General features: G+C 42.2%; 12 protein-coding genes and 5 pseudogenes. 5 read left to right on the plus strand and 12 right to left on the minus strand.

The annotated features are described in order from the left end of the window. Window positions 1-155 precede the first annotated feature (155 nt). A complete protein-coding gene (locus N4T56_RS02055; RefSeq protein ID WP_261732053.1) occupies window positions 156-1028 on the plus strand; it encodes a DMT family transporter in 873 nt (290 codons plus the stop codon). A gap of 18 nt (window positions 1029-1046) precedes the next feature. Here N4T56_RS02055 and N4T56_RS02060 read toward each other — a convergent pair whose 3' ends face one another. Together N4T56_RS02060 and N4T56_RS02065 are read right to left on the minus strand one after the other, a co-directional pair. Further along, the gene (locus N4T56_RS02060; protein ID WP_261732054.1) at window positions 1047-2018 is read right to left on the minus strand and encodes a ketopantoate reductase family protein; all 972 of its coding nucleotides are present in this window, start codon (window positions 2016-2018) and stop codon (window positions 1047-1049) included. A 29-nt stretch (window positions 2019-2047) separates the two neighbouring features. Continuing rightward, a complete protein-coding gene (locus N4T56_RS02065; RefSeq protein WP_188926493.1) occupies window positions 2048-2407 on the minus strand; it encodes a VanZ family protein in 360 nt (119 codons plus the stop codon). Between the two features lie 357 nt (window positions 2408-2764). Between N4T56_RS02065 and N4T56_RS02070 the strand changes: the two genes are divergently transcribed. Continuing rightward, window positions 2765-3250 carry a YajQ family cyclic di-GMP-binding protein gene (locus N4T56_RS02070; protein WP_188919624.1) on the plus strand — a complete coding sequence of 162 codons (486 nt, stop codon included), beginning with the start codon at window positions 2765-2767 and terminating at the stop codon, window positions 3248-3250. A 122-nt stretch (window positions 3251-3372) separates the two neighbouring features. Here the strand turns inward: N4T56_RS02070 and N4T56_RS02075 are convergent, their stop codons facing one another. From N4T56_RS02075 to N4T56_RS02090, 4 genes and pseudogenes are all read right to left on the minus strand, one after another. Continuing rightward, entirely contained in the window at window positions 3373-4788 is a 1416-nt protein-coding gene (locus N4T56_RS02075) for an AmpG family muropeptide MFS transporter (RefSeq protein ID WP_261732055.1), read from the minus strand. Window positions 4789-4888: 100 nt separating this feature from the next. Continuing rightward, window positions 4889-5215: a hypothetical protein gene (locus tag N4T56_RS02080; protein WP_188926143.1), complete on the minus strand. Its 327-nt coding sequence runs from the start codon at window positions 5213-5215 to the stop codon at window positions 4889-4891. A gap of 270 nt (window positions 5216-5485) precedes the next feature. Continuing rightward, window positions 5486-6071: pseudogene (locus N4T56_RS02085) on the minus strand (peptidylprolyl isomerase). A gap of 61 nt (window positions 6072-6132) precedes the next feature. Further along, window positions 6133-6702 carry a YajG family lipoprotein gene (locus N4T56_RS02090; protein ID WP_261732056.1) on the minus strand — a complete coding sequence of 190 codons (570 nt, stop codon included), beginning with the start codon at window positions 6700-6702 and terminating at the stop codon, window positions 6133-6135. A 227-nt stretch (window positions 6703-6929) separates the two neighbouring features. Here N4T56_RS02090 and N4T56_RS02095 point away from each other — a divergent pair. Next, a pseudogene (locus tag N4T56_RS02095) lies at window positions 6930-7956 on the plus strand (DUF2804 domain-containing protein). Window positions 7957-8004: 48 nt separating this feature from the next. Further along, window positions 8005-8894, plus strand: a pseudogene (locus N4T56_RS02100) (sterol desaturase family protein). Here N4T56_RS02100 and N4T56_RS02105 read toward each other — a convergent pair. The 6 genes and pseudogenes from N4T56_RS02105 to N4T56_RS02130 form a co-directional block, all read right to left on the minus strand. Beyond that, window positions 8889-9662, minus strand: coding sequence for a class I SAM-dependent methyltransferase (locus N4T56_RS02105; RefSeq protein WP_261732057.1), 774 nt, complete (start codon window positions 9660-9662; stop codon window positions 8889-8891). The pseudogene N4T56_RS02100 and the gene N4T56_RS02105 sit on opposite strands and share 6 nt — an antisense overlap. 140 nt (window positions 9663-9802) lie before the next feature. Further along, window positions 9803-11090 (minus strand): annotated as a pseudogene (locus N4T56_RS02110) (MFS transporter). After that, the gene (locus N4T56_RS02115; RefSeq protein ID WP_238102496.1) at window positions 11087-11434 is read right to left on the minus strand and encodes a cupin domain-containing protein; all 348 of its coding nucleotides are present in this window, start codon (window positions 11432-11434) and stop codon (window positions 11087-11089) included. The pseudogene N4T56_RS02110 and the gene N4T56_RS02115 overlap by 4 nt, the downstream one beginning before the upstream one ends. A gap of 35 nt (window positions 11435-11469) precedes the next feature. Continuing rightward, window positions 11470-13758: pseudogene (locus tag N4T56_RS02120) on the minus strand (alginate lyase family protein). Further along, window positions 13755-13994: a hypothetical protein gene (locus N4T56_RS22900; protein ID WP_261732058.1), complete on the minus strand. Its 240-nt coding sequence runs from the start codon at window positions 13992-13994 to the stop codon at window positions 13755-13757. The pseudogene N4T56_RS02120 and the gene N4T56_RS22900 overlap by 4 nt, the downstream one beginning before the upstream one ends. Beyond that, a complete protein-coding gene (locus N4T56_RS02130; protein WP_261732059.1) occupies window positions 13964-16042 on the minus strand; it encodes a polysaccharide lyase 6 family protein in 2079 nt (692 codons plus the stop codon). Before N4T56_RS02130 ends, N4T56_RS22900 begins: the two co-directional genes overlap by 31 nt. Window positions 16043-16610: 568 nt before the next feature. On the opposite strand from N4T56_RS02130, the gene N4T56_RS02135 reads away from it, so the two are divergent. Then, the gene (locus N4T56_RS02135) at window positions 16611-17351 is read left to right on the plus strand and encodes a FadR/GntR family transcriptional regulator (RefSeq protein WP_261732060.1); all 741 of its coding nucleotides are present in this window, start codon (window positions 16611-16613) and stop codon (window positions 17349-17351) included. Window positions 17352-17568 lie beyond the last annotated feature (217 nt).

Raw genomic sequence — 17568 nt, forward strand, 5'->3', positions numbered from 1 at the left:
TGGTGCGATTAGATGCCGAACGGCAGGTAAGTTGATTTTTAATTAATTTGACATACTTTGAGTGTCTTTTACTCACCGTAAACAGTAATCTAATTACCCTTGTATAAGCCCTGACTTTTTACAAAGTTGGGGCTTTTGTCTTTCTGGATGTAACGATGTGGATCTTATTTACCTTTCTTGCGGCATTTATGCAGGCATGGCGGAACGCCTTTCAAAGTAAACTCAGTAAAGAGGTCAATGTTGCAGGTGTGACCTTAGCGCGATTTATTTGGGCGGGATCGATTGCCGCTGTGTATTTGTTTAGTCTACATCAATATCAACCCGCCGCATTACCACAATTTAGTGCTGACTTTTGGGGCTTTGTTATTGGTGCTTCTTCAATGCAGATATTGGCGACGGGCTTAATGGTAAAGCTGTTTAAAATGCAAAATTTTGCCATTGGTGCTGGGTTGGCAAAAAGTGAAGCCTTAGTCGCTGCAATCCTTGGGGTGTTTTTCTTTGGTACTCAATTATCATTACTTGGTTGGATAGGCGTTGTGGTCGGCGGTTTAGCTGTCATGTTGCTTAGCAGTAAACAAGGATTTAAGCAGCTTTCAGTTAAAACGGTCATGTTAGGTTTGGCCTGTGGCAGTGCGTTCGCGTTAACATCTTTGTGGGTACGAGAAGCCAGTTTAACCTTGCAAGAGTCGTTTACCCATCGCGCAGCATGGGTTTTATTGTGGGTTATTAGTATTCAAACCATCGTGCTGATTGCTTATTTAATCGCAAAAGACAAATCCACCTTAAGCGCATTATGGCAACGTCCAAAGCTTACTGTCGCAATCAGTGTCGCCAGTTGTATTGGTTCAATTGGGTGGTTTAGTGCAATGTCATTGCAGGCCGTGCCGTATGTTAAAACTCTTGGTCAAGTCGAAGTGTTTTTTACGTTAATGATTGCCGCTCTGTGGCTTAAAGACAAAGTCAAAATCAATGATGTTGCTGGCTTAGTGCTGATTGCCATTGCCGCGATTTTGGTGATGTGGAGTTAACAGTGTTGTGAAGCTTGTTTATTGCTGACTTAGCGCAACGATCTTAGCCACAAGAGATTGGTTAATCGGCACTGCAAGATTATAACGCCGAGCTTGCTGGCAAATATAACCATTAATGTAATCGATTTCGGTGGCGCGATGATGAGCTACGTCCTGATACATGGATGAAAAGTTAGCAGAGGTGAGCGCGATGACTTGCTTCACCCGGGTCAATAACTGTGAGGGGGCTAGCTCAATGCCGTCGCATTTTGCCACATCGACTAACTCATTAATAATCGCCTTAATCTGTGGTTGATATTTTTCAGCCGCTAACTGGCCATTAGCACATTTGTTTAATGCACTTAATGGATTAATTACTGCGTTTATCGCCAATTTTTGCCACAAAATAGGCAACACTGGCTGATACCATTCTAACGGTTGGTTGTCGCTGTGTAATACCTGGAGCCTGAGTTTTAGCTCCGCAGATAATGGCGTGCCACAATAATGCCCTAACTGAGTAACACCAAATCCTGTGTGTTTAATGTGCCACTGGTTTATTTTTAATGCAGCTTGTGACGTTGTGCCTAGTGATAAACCTAGGCCAGGATAATGTTTTAGAGCTGCAGACACCGCTAAATGCGGTACTAATCCATTATGCAACAACACCACATGACAATTGGGCGTCAATTTACTCAGTAATGGCAGTAGGGCGTTTTCAACTTGATAAGCTTTAACGCACACGATTAATAAATTGATATTTGCGAGGTGTGTATCGTCGCGGTTAAGGATTGTTGCCGTGGTATGGTGTGTTCGCCCATTAGAATCCGTAAATTGCAATGTGCGTTGTTGAGTGTGTGGCTGGCGGCCAATCAATACCACGTCATTACACTCTTCTGCCTGACCCGATTGCCCGGTTAAGCCAAGCTTATGATACATCAATTGCCCAATGGCACCAGCGCCTAAAATGGCGATGTTAGCGTGAGCAGTTAGTGGCTTTGCTGTAACTACCATCTGACTGGCCTTTGTTGTTAATGTCGCGATTAAGGGCGTTTAGCGGTTATTTTACGGTATTGCAAAATAGAGAAGTTCATTAAGTAAAATAGGCCAATGCCTGCAAAATCAGCGGCGACATCGGCAGTTGAAGCACTTCGGTAGGGCAAACGCGACTGAACGAGTTCTATTAGAATGGCATAACTGCCTAATGCCGCACATAAATAAAACCATTTAGGCTTAAAGGCATAATGAGCAAGATAAGATAAAGCAAAAAAGCTGCCTAAGTGGCCGACTTTATCCATATGAGAAAAGGTTTGTGGGTAGTTCGGTTTAGAGAAAACTAAATAGCTTGTCACAATCACGGCGACAACTAACGCAAGTTTAAACATATTTTTGTAAGTGATCACGAGCGTTACATCAGCCTTGTGAAACGAGAATATACTTAATAATAAGAAACCTGTTTGATATTGTCACGAATAAACCACTAAGTGATGCCAATATTGTCGTTAATTGGCCTTTGTCAGCCGATTGAATGACCCAGTTGCCAAGGCTAAACCCAATAATAATGGGCTTTGATGGTGCTTGTGTGACAAAAATACCCCCTTAGTTATTTTTTGTTAATTAAGTAAATCTTTGCCACAGTTTTAGCTCGATAACTCAACCGTGTTGCACTTTACTATCCCGTAATACTGACCTAGTGTAAAATACGCATTAATTGCCATTATTTGGGTGGAAACCCGTAGAAGTATCAAAGAGGAATTAATATGCCATCTATGGATATCGTGTCAGAAATCAACGAAGAAGAACTACGTAATGCGGTTGAAAACACCCGCCGCGAAGTGTCGAGCCGCTTTGATTTGCGTGGCAAAGAAATTGATATTGATTTGAAAGATAATGTCGTTAACTTAAAAGCTGAAGATGACTTTATTTGTAAGCAACTTGTCGACATATTACGTATGCAGTTGACTAAGCGTAATGTCGACCCATCGGCAATGGAAGTCGATGACAAAGCGGTACACAGCGGTAAAACGTTCAGCTTAAAAGTGAGCTTCAAGCAAGGTATTGATACCTTAGTGGCCAAAAAATTGGTTAAAGCAATTAAAGACAGCAAGCTTAAAGTACAGTCAGCCATCCAAGGCGACAAAGTACGCGTTACCGGTAAAAAACGTGATGATTTACAAGCCGTAATGCGATTAGCTAAAGAGTCTGAACTAGGCCAGCCGTTTCAGTTTGATAATTTTAAAGATTAATCTTTAACGCGACTCATGCCTTAGCGTTAAACGCCGAAACAATAAAGCCGATAAGAGAAACCCTATCGGCTTTTTTGTATTTTAGGATACAGAAAATGTTGCGGTGTAGGACTATTTTTATTTTATAGTGGTGGCTTTTCTGTATCCATTACGTCCTCTGTCGATGGTGTATCTCTCACCATTGCTTGATGTTGCGAACGATTGACTAATACCACTAACAGCAACACCGGAAACCCTATCAAACTGGCCGCAACAAAGAAGTTGATATAGCCAAATGCATCCACGTACAAGCCAGAGAACCCGGCAATAAACTTTGGAAACAGCAGCATAATTGATGACAACAATGCATATTGTGTCGCGCTGTAGCCGCTGCTGGTCAAGCTGGACAAATAGGCAATGAATGCAGCGGTAGCAATACCTGCGCTGAAGTTATCGACCGAAATAGCAAAGGTTAAAAAGGAGATGTTGTAACCAATGTAGGCTTGCCAAGCAAATAACAAGTTAGTGATAGCCACCAACAATGCGCCTAAGAATAAGATTTTCATGGTGCCATAACGCATCAATAATACGCCACCAAACGCTGCGCCAACCAAGGTCATGATTAAGCCATAAACCTTACTGATAAATGCGATTTCTTCTTTGTTAAAGCCCATATCAACGTAAAATACGTTGGCCATAATACCCATAACAATGTCCGAAATACGATAACAAGAAATAAGCAGTAAAATTAAAATGGCACTTTTGCCATAACGTTTAAAAAAGTCAATAAACGGCAAGACGCTGGCGCTATAAAGCCAAGCCATTGCACCTGCTATTTTCTTTGGATATTTCGCGGCAAATTCAGATCGAAGTTGACGTTCTTTTTCGTCGGCATGTTTGGTATCGACTAGTGGTTCTTGGCTAAATAGCGTGGTCAGAATACCGACCCCCATTAATAGAGCCATTACAAAGTATGCTGTTTGCCAGGCTTGTAAATTGTATTCATCGTTACCCGGTGATACCCAGGCCGCAATGGTTAATGCGCCTGCTGTAGCAATAATCATCGCGCTGCGGTAACCCACTTGGTAAGCCGCTGCAAGGGCGGCTTGCATTTTTTCGGGCGCGGATTCAATCCTAAAGGCGTCGATAACAATATCTTGAGTGGCAGAAGCAAATGCGAGCAATAAAGCACATAAGGCTAAGCGCTCAAGATTAACCACAGGGTCGCTTATTGACATGCCTAAAATGGCGCCGACTAAACACAATTGAGCAAACAGCATCCAACCACGACGACGCCCTAAAAAGCGAGTAAACAATGGCAGTGACATACGGTCGACTAGGGGAGACCATGCCCACTTAAAAGCATAGGTTAGGGCTATCCAGCTAAAATATCCTATGGCGGCTCGGTCAACTCCGGCTTCACGCAGCCAAAAACTGAGTGTTGAAAACACCAGCATAAGCGGTAAGCCAGCAGAGAATCCCAGCAATAATAAAATGAATACACGTTTGTGGTAATAAACCGATAAGGCTTCACGAGCTTGAGCAAAGAAAACCGACATAAGACAACTGGATAAAGGAGAATGGCTCTAGCTTATGTTGCAAGGGGGTTAGGTTCAAGCCATTCAAGCAGTTTATTGAACGAGTTTGAGTTAAAAATGATTAAGGTCTAATACCAATACAGCTCTGAGGCATATTGCCGCCGATATTGATATAGTCACAACAGTCATGTATTTGCTGTCGAAGATACTGATTGCCTTTAATTGCCCACCCAGACCAATGATCGAAGCAATAGAGTAAATGCCAAAATACTTTTTCAGTGTCACTGGGTTGGTCAGCCAGTTGCTTACTTGAAATACATTGCCACTCTTCTAGCACGTCCCACATATAGAGTTGAATCTCTTTGTAATCAAGTTGGTTTTCTAAGAAGGCTTTGCCGTAATAAGCCAGTTGCGGCGCTTTGGTTTCAATAAAATCATTTGCTGTCATGAAAAATGTCCTTGGTAAAGAATGCATGATGAAACAGCGACTACATTGATTAAGATTAGAGTATAGACACAAATTTTCAGTATTGTAGAAAATATGACAAAATTAATCTTTGTTAAAAACATTTTTAATTAATAATTAAATTAATGGCTTAGTTTTTTGTAGACGTTAAAAATTGATGTAAATCAATTGTTAGCTGTTGAGGGCTGTTCAGAATATGTGATGCAGGTCGATAACGCGCTTAATCGATAATCATGATTAAGCGCGGTGTGGCTAGCGCGGTAATAGGGTGGCTTTTTTGAGTAACACGGTTTTTACTGGCACGTCGAGTACAATTTAAGGTGCTGTTATGGCCGGTTTCAACGAGTGATATCGCTTCAAGAACATCCATGCCTTGGGTGACTTCACCAAACACGGTATAACCCCAACGCCGTTTAGAGGGATCTAACTTTTTATTGTCAGCCACATTAAAGAAAAACTGTCTGGTTGCTGAATGTGGGTCGTTATCTCGTGCCATGGCAATGGTGCCCATTGTATTTGATAAACCATTACCTGATTCATTCACAACAGGTGCCATTGAAGGTCGCTCTTCTAACTTGGTGGTTAATCCACCGCCTTGAACGACAAACTCAGCAATGACCCGATGAAAGATCGTGTTGTCGTATTCACCTTTCACCACGTAAGTGAGAAAGTTATCAATGGTTAATGGCGCGCGAGTGCGGTCTAATTCAACCACAATTTTGCCCATTGAAGTATCAAATTCGACTTGCGGGTAAATCGTGTCTTTTTGAATATCAACCGCGGCAGAAGCGGATAAACTGGTTACAAGTAATAAACTGGTGGTGAGCCATTTGAACATAATGAGAGTCCTTTTGGCGGCATCATAAAGATGCCGCATATCACTTAATTGAGGTTAAGTTTTATTTACGCTGAATAAATTGATGTAGTTCTTCATCATTAAGGATTTCTGTGGTGAGTTTGTCGATTAATTGATTAATGTCGAGCTCAAGTGTGGCAAAGTCAGGGCTTAACGGACCTTTAAGATAACCATTAGCGTTATATGATTTTGTCAGTTGCTGCTGGGCATTTTTAGCAAGTACATTAATGACTAACCTAGTATTAGACTCAAAGCTAAAAGTGCTATCGGTGACATCGGCAAGCAAATAATTAAGTTGAAATTGCACCGACGTTGATGCGGCGGGGTCAACCACATAGCCCGCTCTTATCATCCCATCGCGGAACAGCTTTTCCAATTGTTGGCGAACCGGCTCGCTTGTACTGACTAACCGTGGTGTGGTGTCAGGGTCATTAAATCTCACCACAAAGCTGGCTTCTCGTGTATCAATGGTTTCTACTTTTACAGGGAAGTCTAATTCGGTTTGTAAGTTTACAGCACCAAGCGTTGGGTTTAAGCCGACGTGAGTCGGCTCATAGCTGGCACAAGCTGTGAGTAATAGTGATGATAGTAAAATCGGTAAAAATGATTTCATTTGGCAACTATTTTGAGCAAAAGGTAAGTAAAGGATACCAGAAATTGTTCACCATTCCAGTGTAATAGCAAATCGTTAATATAATTATATTGACGGTAAACTGACCTCGTTTAGCGACGTCGCTGATGGGTATGTTATCAGTGTTAATGTTGACTTGAAGCGTTAACTAATACAGTTTAAATTGGTTAAATTCTATTCCGTTGATGACTTATTACGCAGGACTCCAAATGCAGCATGTGCAACCGCAATTAGCTCCACTGCAATTGATTCAATCAGATGGGCAGCCGGTGTTTGGTGTTTTTGATGGTATGGTCGACTCACTCAACGTTAAACAGTTTCAATTTTATAATGAGATGGATAAGCCTGCATCAGCCCTTGCGAAGCATTTTGCCTATAAACATTTCCAGTTTGCGAGCATAGTAACACCGCATTATATTGTGGCGTTCGCGGTGGCAGATATTCGTTATGTCGCAAATGGTTTTTGTTATTTATACGAAATAAAAACCAATAAATTGACTCAAACCCAGTGGCTCACCCCGTTAGGTTTAGGCTGCCAGGTTAGTCAGTCGCCTAAACAAGGTCGAGCGCAAATCGGCAGTAAGCGTAAAGGGGTTATCATTGATATTGTGGATGGCCAATGGCAAGTCGATATTCATTTAGCACATATTCAAGCTAATTTACGGTTACAACCCGCGCCGCTAAGTTTACCAATAAGCTTGTGCACTCCAACAGGCTATAACGGCTGGATCCTATACGCAAAAGCATAATGGTTTGGCAGTGAGTGGGCAATTAACCATTAATCATGAACCGCAACCTTTGCAGTATGCACTAGCAGGGTATGATTTTTCAGCAGGTTTTATGCGCCGCAGAACGAGTTGGCGCTGGGCATCGATTAACGCCCAAACCGATGCAGGGATTATTGGACTCAATTTAGCCGCGGGGGTTAACGAAACCGGCGTCACTGAGAATGTGATGTGGATAAATGGCGAGCGTCACTTATTGGGCGGCGCACAGTTTGATTTTAATCGACACTCGCAACAAGAAATATGGCACATCACCACCAATGACGGTCAAGTCGATTTGTATTTTAGGCCGCTTAACCGGCGCAGTGAGAAACTCAACTTGCTCTGGCTGAAGAATAACTTTAGGCAATACATCGGCTTATTTAGCGGAGTGATATGCGACAACAATGGCAATCAATATCGTTTGCATCATCAATTGGGGTTAACGGAAGATCATTTTGCTAAATGGTAGTAAGCCTCCACACAAAAACAAAAACAAAAATAACAAATGGAATATCATATGGACATGGATTTACTGATTGCCCACCCTGAGTGGCTATTACTGGCGTTAGCACCACTATTTTTTATTTGTATTGCGCTGGAGTGGTGGTTTGGCGTGCGCCTAAGGCGTTTACCTGCCAGCGCCCAGTACCGTCCGGCAGAGGTGGTGTGTAATGTTGTATTAGCAGGAATGCATCAGTTGGCAGACATTATTGCAGGCTTGCTGATTGCGAAAGTGTATTTACACTTTTTTGGTTGGCGTTTGTTTGATATTGAAATGACCTTATTAACGTTTGCGCTATTAATTGTTGCTCAAGACTTTTGTTATTACTGGTTTCACCGCGCCAGCCATCGTATCCGGTGGATGTGGGCTGCTCATGTTGTGCATCACAGCTCTGAAAACATGAATTTTACTACAGCGTTTAGGCAAAGTCTGATGTATCCACTAGCGGGTATGTGGTTATTTTGGTTGCCTTTGGTGGTCGTTGGGTTTGACCCTAACTGGGTGGTGTTCGCGGTATTGCTTAATTTAGGATTACAGTTTTTTGTTCACACCCAGGTGATTAAGTCTTTAGGCCGTTAGAGTGGATTTTTAATACACCGTCACATCATCGCGTTCACCATGGGCGTAACCCGCAATACATTGATAAAAACTACGCGGGAGTGCTGATTATTTGGGACAAAATGTTTGGTACGTTTGAGCCAGAAAATGAAACCGTGCAATATGGTATTACAAAACCAGTCAACAGTTTTAATCCTTTAGTTGTCACCTTTAGCGAATGGCGTGATATGTGGCGTGAAGTGAGCCAACCACAATTAACGTTTGCGCAGCGGTTTAGCATCTTGTTCGCGCCGCCAGCGACCCATCAATCGGTATCAATAACAAATGATACTACACCAAGCTTATAAAGGTTTAATGGCCTTTATTGCATAAATTAAAGGGATGTTTTGGCCTTTATGCTGTAATCGATAGCCTTTATTTTTCACGTATTCTAGCCCTTCAAAACAATCGTAAGGGCTATATGGATGTTCGTTAAATGATGCAATCGTCAGACCTGCTTGAATAAGCGCATTGATCACTTCACTTATCGGATGTGGCCAGGTTGCCACAGTTTCGATTTGGTTATTGTGGTTTTCTGTGTAAGTGACTTCATTTTCAATATCAGGTTGTGTTTGCGAGAAATAACCATAACCAGATAGCACATCATTAAACGGATGAAATTCAACTAAATGGAACTCACCACCAGGGATTAATGCGTTAACAATAGTGCGTGCCCAACTCGTCAGTTCGGGTAGCCAGGCTAATACGCCATATGAAGTAAATACCCTGTCATATTGCTGGGTGTTGCTGAGGCCAAACTGATAAATGTCACTGTTGATAAAGTTTGTGTTGAGTTGTAATTGGCTTGCCAGTTGTTGGGCGGTTGCAATTGACTCGCTCGATAAATCAACACCAGTGACTTTGGCGCCTAATCGTGCCCACGATAAACTGTCTTGGCCAAAGTGACACTGTAAATGCAGTAAACTTTTATGATTAACATCGCCCATTTGTGCTAATTCAATGGGGTTTAATGATGTTTTGCCGTCAATAAACGCCTGTAAGTCATAAAAAGATGACGCTAGATGAATTTTAGTTCGCTTATCCCATGCGTGTTTATTGATTGCTAAGTAGTCCATTTTCGTCTCTTCTTATTGGTTTTTTCTCAACTGAGCATCATAGTACTGGGTTGCTTGTAAGCATGCTAATTAATGGGTATATAAACAAAAAAAGCTTGCTAAGGTAAGATTAGCAAGCTTTTTTACCGATCAAGTAGATATTATAACTTAGGTTTTACCGGTTCTATTTTTCCACCTAACCATAATGAAATTAACGCTAACGGTACTAATGCAGCACCTAAAATAAAGAACGGCGTATAGTCACCGCCCTGGGTCATCATAGGCACCAGCTGGATAGTAATAATCACACTCAATACTGCCGATGTACCACTAATACCCGCTAACGTACCGACGGTTTTACCGGAAAAGTAATCACTTGGTAAAGTTTGCACATTACCAATGGCGGTTTGAAAACCAAATAAAATAACGGCAATCAATCCCATTGCTAACCATGGTGTTGCTGCTTGTGAGGTTAATAACAGTGCCGGAAGCATCACAACACAACCTAATACAATCGCGCTGCGACGGGCTTTATTGACTGTCCAGCCTCGGCTTAATAAATGGCCACTAAACCAACCGCCAAACAATGCACCAATTGCTGCGCCTACATAGGGCAGCCAAGCAAATGCGCCAATTTCTTTGACATCAAAGCCAAATTTTTCATTCAAATACAATGGTAGCCAGGCGACAAATAACCACCAAATAGGGTCGATAAAGAAACGTGCGGCAATCACTCCCCAAGTTTGACGATGGCGTAATAATTGTGCTGTGGTAGGTACGTATTCTTTGGCTTGATTTTCTTCGGTTGAACACTGTTGTCCGCTAAGAATATATTGGCGCTCTGTTTCAGTGATCCATGGGTGAGCATCAGGCGCTGATTTGTAAATAATCATCCATGGGATGATCCAGATAATTCCCAGTGCACCTATTACGATAAACGTCGCTTGCCAGCCTAAAAACGCATATAAAAAGGCAATGAGTGGCGGAGCAATAATAGAGCCAAGCGAAGCGCCAGAGTTAAAAATACCTTGGGCAAGAGCACGCTCTTTAATGGGAAACCATTCGGCATTAGCCTTGGTTGCACCGAGTACAGTTACCGGCTTCACCGATACCAAGAATAGCTCTAAACACGGCAAATGACATTGCTGTTGTTGCGATGGCGTGTAATGCAATTGACACCGACCACACCACTATCGACAGTAAAAAGCCTAAACGGGTACCAATGGCATCAAATATTTTACCAAACAGTGATTGGCCAATGGCGTAAGAGATCATAAACACCGTGATAATATTGGCATAATCACTTTTGTCTAAGCCTAGGTCTTCGGCAATGCCCGGCCACATAATGGCTAGGGCGGAGCGGTCGATGTAATTAATTACGGTAGCTAGGGCAACCAAACTGACCACAAGCCAACGCAAATGGTTTAGTTTAAACGGGCTGTTTTTCATGCTAAGTCCTCAACAAAGTCTTCACGCGGCGGACTAAAAGTATCAATTAAAATACCGCCGGTTGGGCACACTGCACCGTGTTCAACATGAGGTGGTATAAAGAAACTGTCACCGGCGTGAAGTATTTGAATCACACCGTCAACATTGACATGAAACTCGCCTTCAACAACATACGATACTTGAGAGTGACGATGAGCATGCACATAACCTTCTGCACCTTTATCAAACCAAATCTTTACTGCCATTAGTTCGTGGTTATAACCCAGCATTTGACGCTTTAATCCGCCGCCAATGTCTTGAATTTCTGTTTTATTGCCAAAGCCAAAATGTTGATTCTGTTTCATTGTGTGTTGCTCCTAATTTTGTTTTGAATTTTTGCTTAATCAAATGAGCCAGTGTTGAGCGGCTCTAAAAGTTGGGCGCGGCCATTAAACGGGTACTGCACACCATTAATGTTGATGACACTTTGGTTTTGTTCGGTTAATGCTTGCTCGTGATGGTTTATTGCCAATAGGTATTGTTCACCGTCTTTAAAGCGGATGTGTACCGCGGATAGTTCTGCTTGTTGATGGTGAGTCAAGGCTGCGATGTTGCTGGTGGCGCCAATAGTGAACTCTTTTGCTGGGTTGTATTCGCCATGTGGCTCAAGCACGCTGACAAAAGTGTGATTGCTGGCTTCAACCCGGTAAATAAACGCTGGTTGTTGGCGTAAGTTCATATTGGGATCATTTGCACCTAACTGAGTAAACAACATTTGTTGATGCCTGCCGTTAGTACTAACTAACGTGCTATGGCTATAAAAGCGACCATTGTCATTTAACCAAGTAACTCTAGCGAGTGAGTCGCGAGGTTGGTCTTGGGTTAAGTTAGCGGTTGCTAATAACCATAAGTGTTGATAACCATTATCGCTGCCCAGTGTAGACAGTTGTGTGAGTGATGCTTCTCGGTCAAAGTTGGTGTCAATCAATTGGCCTTGATAATGGACTGGTAGATCGAATTGGTGCGACTGACTCGCTGTTGTGTTGAGGATGTCGACAGCAATAACCGCCTCGCGTTGTGGGATATTAATTAGGGCAACAGTGCGCTTAAAGGCAACATCATCGTATGCGTTGTCAATTGAGGCAGAAGCAAGGGTTAGGTTTTGCTGTTGGTCGTAAAAGAGGATTGTCGGGTGATGTTTATTAGCTTGCTTTACCTTGCCATTAAAATGGCTGGTTTCGTCGACAACTAAGGTGTTGTGGGCAATGGTTTGCTTAGCCCAACTGGTGTTTTCTGGTAAGTATCCACCGCCAGATTTAGCTTCAATATTCAAAAATCGAGCAGCACCATAGTCAGAGATGATCTCATTTCCTTGGTCGTAAAACTGCCAGGTGAGTTTATCAAAGTGGCCATGCCCCAAACCTTGCGCCGTGGCTTTGTAGACTAAGGCTTGATCGGTTGGCTTACCATTACGCATGACCACCAGTGCGCCTTCAACTCCTTGTTTACCATCACGGTATAACTCAGAGGTAAAAGCAAAAGGTTGTTGCAGTTGCTGGTCTAATCCTTGTGCGACCTTAAGGCCATCACCGGTTAATAGAATAGTGTCTTGTTGTTTGGCTATATCGAGTAAACGCGGGTCGCCGTTTAAGCCATACGCTATTGCAACGCCATTGACCAATTCGATGGTGTCGATCCCTTTGCTTTTAATTGCATCGTTTAACGGGAACAACAATTTGTTGTAACTTAACGCAGCAGTAGTATTTATCGCCTTAAGTATAATGCCGTCTCGATACTCAAAGATTTTGCGTTGTGGTTCATTTTGTTCAATGGCTTTGGCAAAGGTAACAAACGGCATTAACGCATAGCGTTGATAATAAGGCTCTTCGTTGTAATAACCATCGGGTGAAAACAACTCGTCTAGCTGCCGCATAAAGCCGCCTTTTTGGGCGAGGTCAAGATCATATAAAGCACGCTCAACCCACAAGGGTTTGTTAAGTACGTAACCTGCCATGCCTACGGCTGCAGTGGCTCAGGTGCCGTGGTTATGTACTTTGTTGAAGGTGTGAGGCGACTGCTCTGATAAAAACAATGCTACGGGAATGATTACCCCAGTTTCGATTTTGTTGCGTTCAGTTGGCGTCAGTGCTGGGTAAACAAAGTCGTAAGCCTGAATGGTATGCACTAACCAAACCGCTTCGTTAAGCCCTTGCCAAAACAGTTTACCTGCGTTGCTGTTTTTGCGTTTGGGATGAACTGGTAGTTCAGGATAGAGTGCAGCGTATTGCAGCAACATGGTTTTTACGTATTCGGCATATTTTTTATCGCCAGTAAGCTGGTAAATAATGCCGGTGTCGTACATTTGCTGATAATTGCGTTTGTGTTTTTCGTGGGTATAACCTCCGCCGCCATCTTTAGGTAATGGCACCTCAATAGACTGACTTAGGTCGATATCAACCTGTTTAAGCTTAGCCTTAAATGCATCTTGAAAAGCCCCCGGTTCGGTAATCGCCTGTTGCATGGCTGCGACGTCTTGTTGATTAATCACAAGGTTGGGATTACTGGCTGCATTGGCCGGTAAATTGATGCCCAATAGAGCCAGTGCAATGCCAACCAATATGAAATCAAAGTAACGCAGCGTTAGGCTAATACTGGGTGTTGACAGCTGTTTTGTGAAGATTTTTTTCATCTTGTTTGCACTTTATTATTGTTGATGTTGGCAGTGTGCTTACCCGTGGAGACTAATTCGCTGACTTGTGGGAATGCACTGTTGATGAGTTTATTGTTAGTGATATTGGTTTTGGGTTCACCGACAGTATGTTCAACAACAATGGCTGCGCTGTCGCTAAAACTGTTGTGATCTATTTGGCTCACTTGCACGCCATGTAGTGTTATCAACGCGCCAGATAAATTATGTTTGCCCATGGCAACATCATTAAACTGGTTATGCTTAATTGAAACATGTGGCTAAAGGTACTTTCATCTTTTCCACCGCGATATACCGAAGCGACGCTACCTTGTATATGTTCAAATTGATTATGACTGAGTGTGAGGTATTCGACGTTATAAATGCCTCTGTCGTCTGTTTCTTTATCTAGGCGAAAAAGGTCACCTGATATGTGACTAAACAGGCTATGAGAGATATTTATTTCATCGGCAAATGCACGATTACCCGAATCGAAAAAATGGAATTGATGGTGAGTCTTGAGCTGTTCAACGATGCTGTTGATCATCTCGAAACGATAATTAGTTAACATACCTGTTGAGCGAGTGCTAACAACACTGTTACCACGAGAGTTTGGGCTGTTTATGCCGGTGATACGTAACCCGTCGAGTTGTAAATTACCGTTATTTTGAATTTCAAACAGGCTAGGGCGCTTAAAACTGATAATTGCTTGATGCTTATTTAGGGCTTTAAACGTAAGGGGCTTAGTGATGGCTAAGATGTTTCTGACGTTATAATGGCCATCTTTTAGCAACAAGGTATCGCCCGGCTTAGCGCTTTGCACCGCAGTGTCTAACTCGCCTTCTTCTGAGCTCACCGTGATGATATTGCCAGATTGAAACGCAACACTAAGTTCAGATTTTGGGTACCAACTTACGCCGGTATGCTGTTTTAATGTAGGAGTTAATTTTGGCGTTGCACCATAATGGGCTAAGGCTATATCGCTTGGGTAGAGTAAGCCATTAGCTGCCCGCACAAGGGGAACTTGTTGAGAGTTAAGTCCTTTGGCGATAATTGGATTGATTTTATTGAGGTTAATGTTACTGAGGTTGTCTGTAAATGCTAATCCGTTGATATCGTCATGCACGGAAAATGGTGCTGTTGAGTTGATAAATAGGTTTTGAGTCAGTGTGCTATCTTGAGGTGGGGCTGAGCGTTCGCTGTCACTGCCTGCTGCTAGCTCGATATGCTCAAGGTTGATAAAGCTATTGTGGTTAATATTGGCATTGACCACTTGATGGTAACGATTGAGCGGCGAGTTAGGTACGCCATTCATAATGGTCAATCCACTACCAAAGCGAGTGCCGGTTAACCCTTCAAGATAGTTGTTGGTGACGACTTGATCGCGATTAATAACCCTGATCCCACCGGTATGGTCAATGCCATTACCTAAAAACACATTACTGTCGATAATATTACCGTTGCCATGCCTTAGGGTTAATGTGCCACGAGACTGATAAAACAAATTGTTCTGTATACGGTTTTTACCTGACTTAACCGAAATGATTTCGACTTCACCGTCACAGCGGTCAAAGAAATTATTTTCGACCACGGTTAATGAGTCTGAAAGCGAGTGATGGCTGGTGCCTATTCTGATGGTTTCGCCGCCGTTAGAGCCTAAAATTGGGCGAGGGCCAAAATAGTTATGATCAATGCGATGTTGGTTTTGTTGGTTATGTTCACCCTCAAGACGAACGGCTAAGGTTACGCCTGCATTGCGTTTTGCAGTAAAATGATTGTGATCTAAGCGATTGTGCTGGCCATACAAACCAATCCAATTGTCTGACTGTTGACGGTCTGGGTTATTGTAATTATCGATTACCACTTCGGTCACTCGTGAGTGGTTAGCGACTTGAGTATCGGTTTTTTTAAAGGAAATAACTTCATTACTAGGCGTATAGCCGTGCTTAAATACCAAACCGGATACTGTTAAATACTCACCGGCTAAGGTTAAATTGGATTGACCAGATAAAATCACTTTGCCTTTAGTTTGTGCGGTTAATTCGATGGGGGCTTCTGCGTTGCCTTTCGCAATAAAGTCGATTTCAAAATCTTGCCAAATACCATTTTTTAAGATGATTTTATCGCCAGGTTGTAACTGTTTTAATATTTGTTGGTATTGTGCTTGTGATGCCACTAAATGTTCTTGGGCATTAATCTGAACAGAGAAGGAAGCAAACAGTAATAAGACTAACCATTGAGTTAATAACCTACAGGATAAGAGGGTTTTATTATTAAATGGTTTCATATGAACTCTCGAATATAACCGTTTTTAATTTTCCACCAATGGTTGATTTGTCAATTGGTAGTTCCAGGAAAGTAGTCACTGTTGAGTGACAAGGCCTTTGGTATTTACAGCAAACGAGTCTGCAACGTTGTTGGCGATAAACTTGCTTTAAAAGGGCTGATGAAATGAGAGGCGGTTTTTAGCGATATAAAGGTGGCATGTGAATATACTGAATGGGTAAGCTTATCCCCCTTACATTTGTTTACAGCTGATGTTGTGTTGTCCAATTTCATCTTAATCTCCCCAGATCAATGACTTCGCTTTTTTGCTAGGCATGCCTATTTTTTAATTGTTCACCTGAGTAGAAACTAACCAATTAACGTGTCCGTGTCAATTAAATGGTTTTACCAATTTTTGAAGTGGGATTGTTTTTGTTATTACCAATGGTTTGTGCGGGTATGACAATGTGCTATAATTGCAATAGTTTGATCTAATTAACATGTTAATTAATGGTTTGCTGCGATAGTAAATACCGATAAAATGTCAGCACTAAACCTGTAAATTGGTTTTACTTTTCGAAGGAAGGTATATGAAAAACCGTCGTTTATTTTGGCGAATAGTCGATACAATTGAGGCTTCTATTGCTAGTGGTGAGTATCCGGTTGGCAGCCGTTTACCGCCAGAGCGTGAATTAGCTGAAAAATTTGATGTTAGCCGTCCCACTATTCGTGAAGCGATTATTGCTTTAGAAGTGCGTGAAAAAGTCGAGGTAAAAACCGGTTCTGGTGTGTATGTTGTTAATCATCAGTCGCAAACGGTGACTGCTAGCAAGGTTAATGCCTTTGAATTAACACAGGCACGAGCTCTCGTTGAGGGTGAAATCGCAGCACTGGCAGCAAAAACCATTACAAGAGAAGAGCTTGAAAAGCTTCATGGCACTTTAGTCATGATGAAAGACATGCAGAATGTTGAAGAAGCCGATGAGTTATTTCATCAAATTATTGCTTACTCAACTCGTAACGGTGCATTGATTAATTTATTTGAAAACATGTGGTCATTGCGTTCATCGAGCAATGAAATCATTGAAGATTACAATATTGTTTGTAGTACAGACAATAATAAGACGCTGGCTGAACACACCTCAATTTATCAGGCTCTGTCTGCCCATGACGCTGCTGAAGCTCGTTTAGCGATGCATCGACATTTTAATCGTTTAATCAATGTGTTATTCGACAAGTTAGAGCAACAAGCATTAGAAGAAGTGCGGCGTAAAAACAGTGCGAACCGCGATTTATACTCGATTGAGAATTTGGTTAAGATTAAAGGTTAACCGTCTTTTATCAATGCTGAGCAATATAACGCGTCAATACTTAGTGTTGGCGCGTTTTTATTTTGTGGTCAAAAAAAGACCCCTTAGAAATGATCTAAAGAGCCGACTATCGGTATGAGACAGAGGAGCTCTACCTGTAAATATCGACATCCTTGTCGAACTTTGTCATTCATGAAACCGGTTTTGCCAGTGAAGTTGCATCAATTTGGTCACTTAG

The organism is Shewanella phaeophyticola, assembly GCF_025398315.1.
Classification (GTDB): domain Bacteria; phylum Pseudomonadota; class Gammaproteobacteria; order Enterobacterales; family Shewanellaceae; genus Shewanella; species Shewanella phaeophyticola.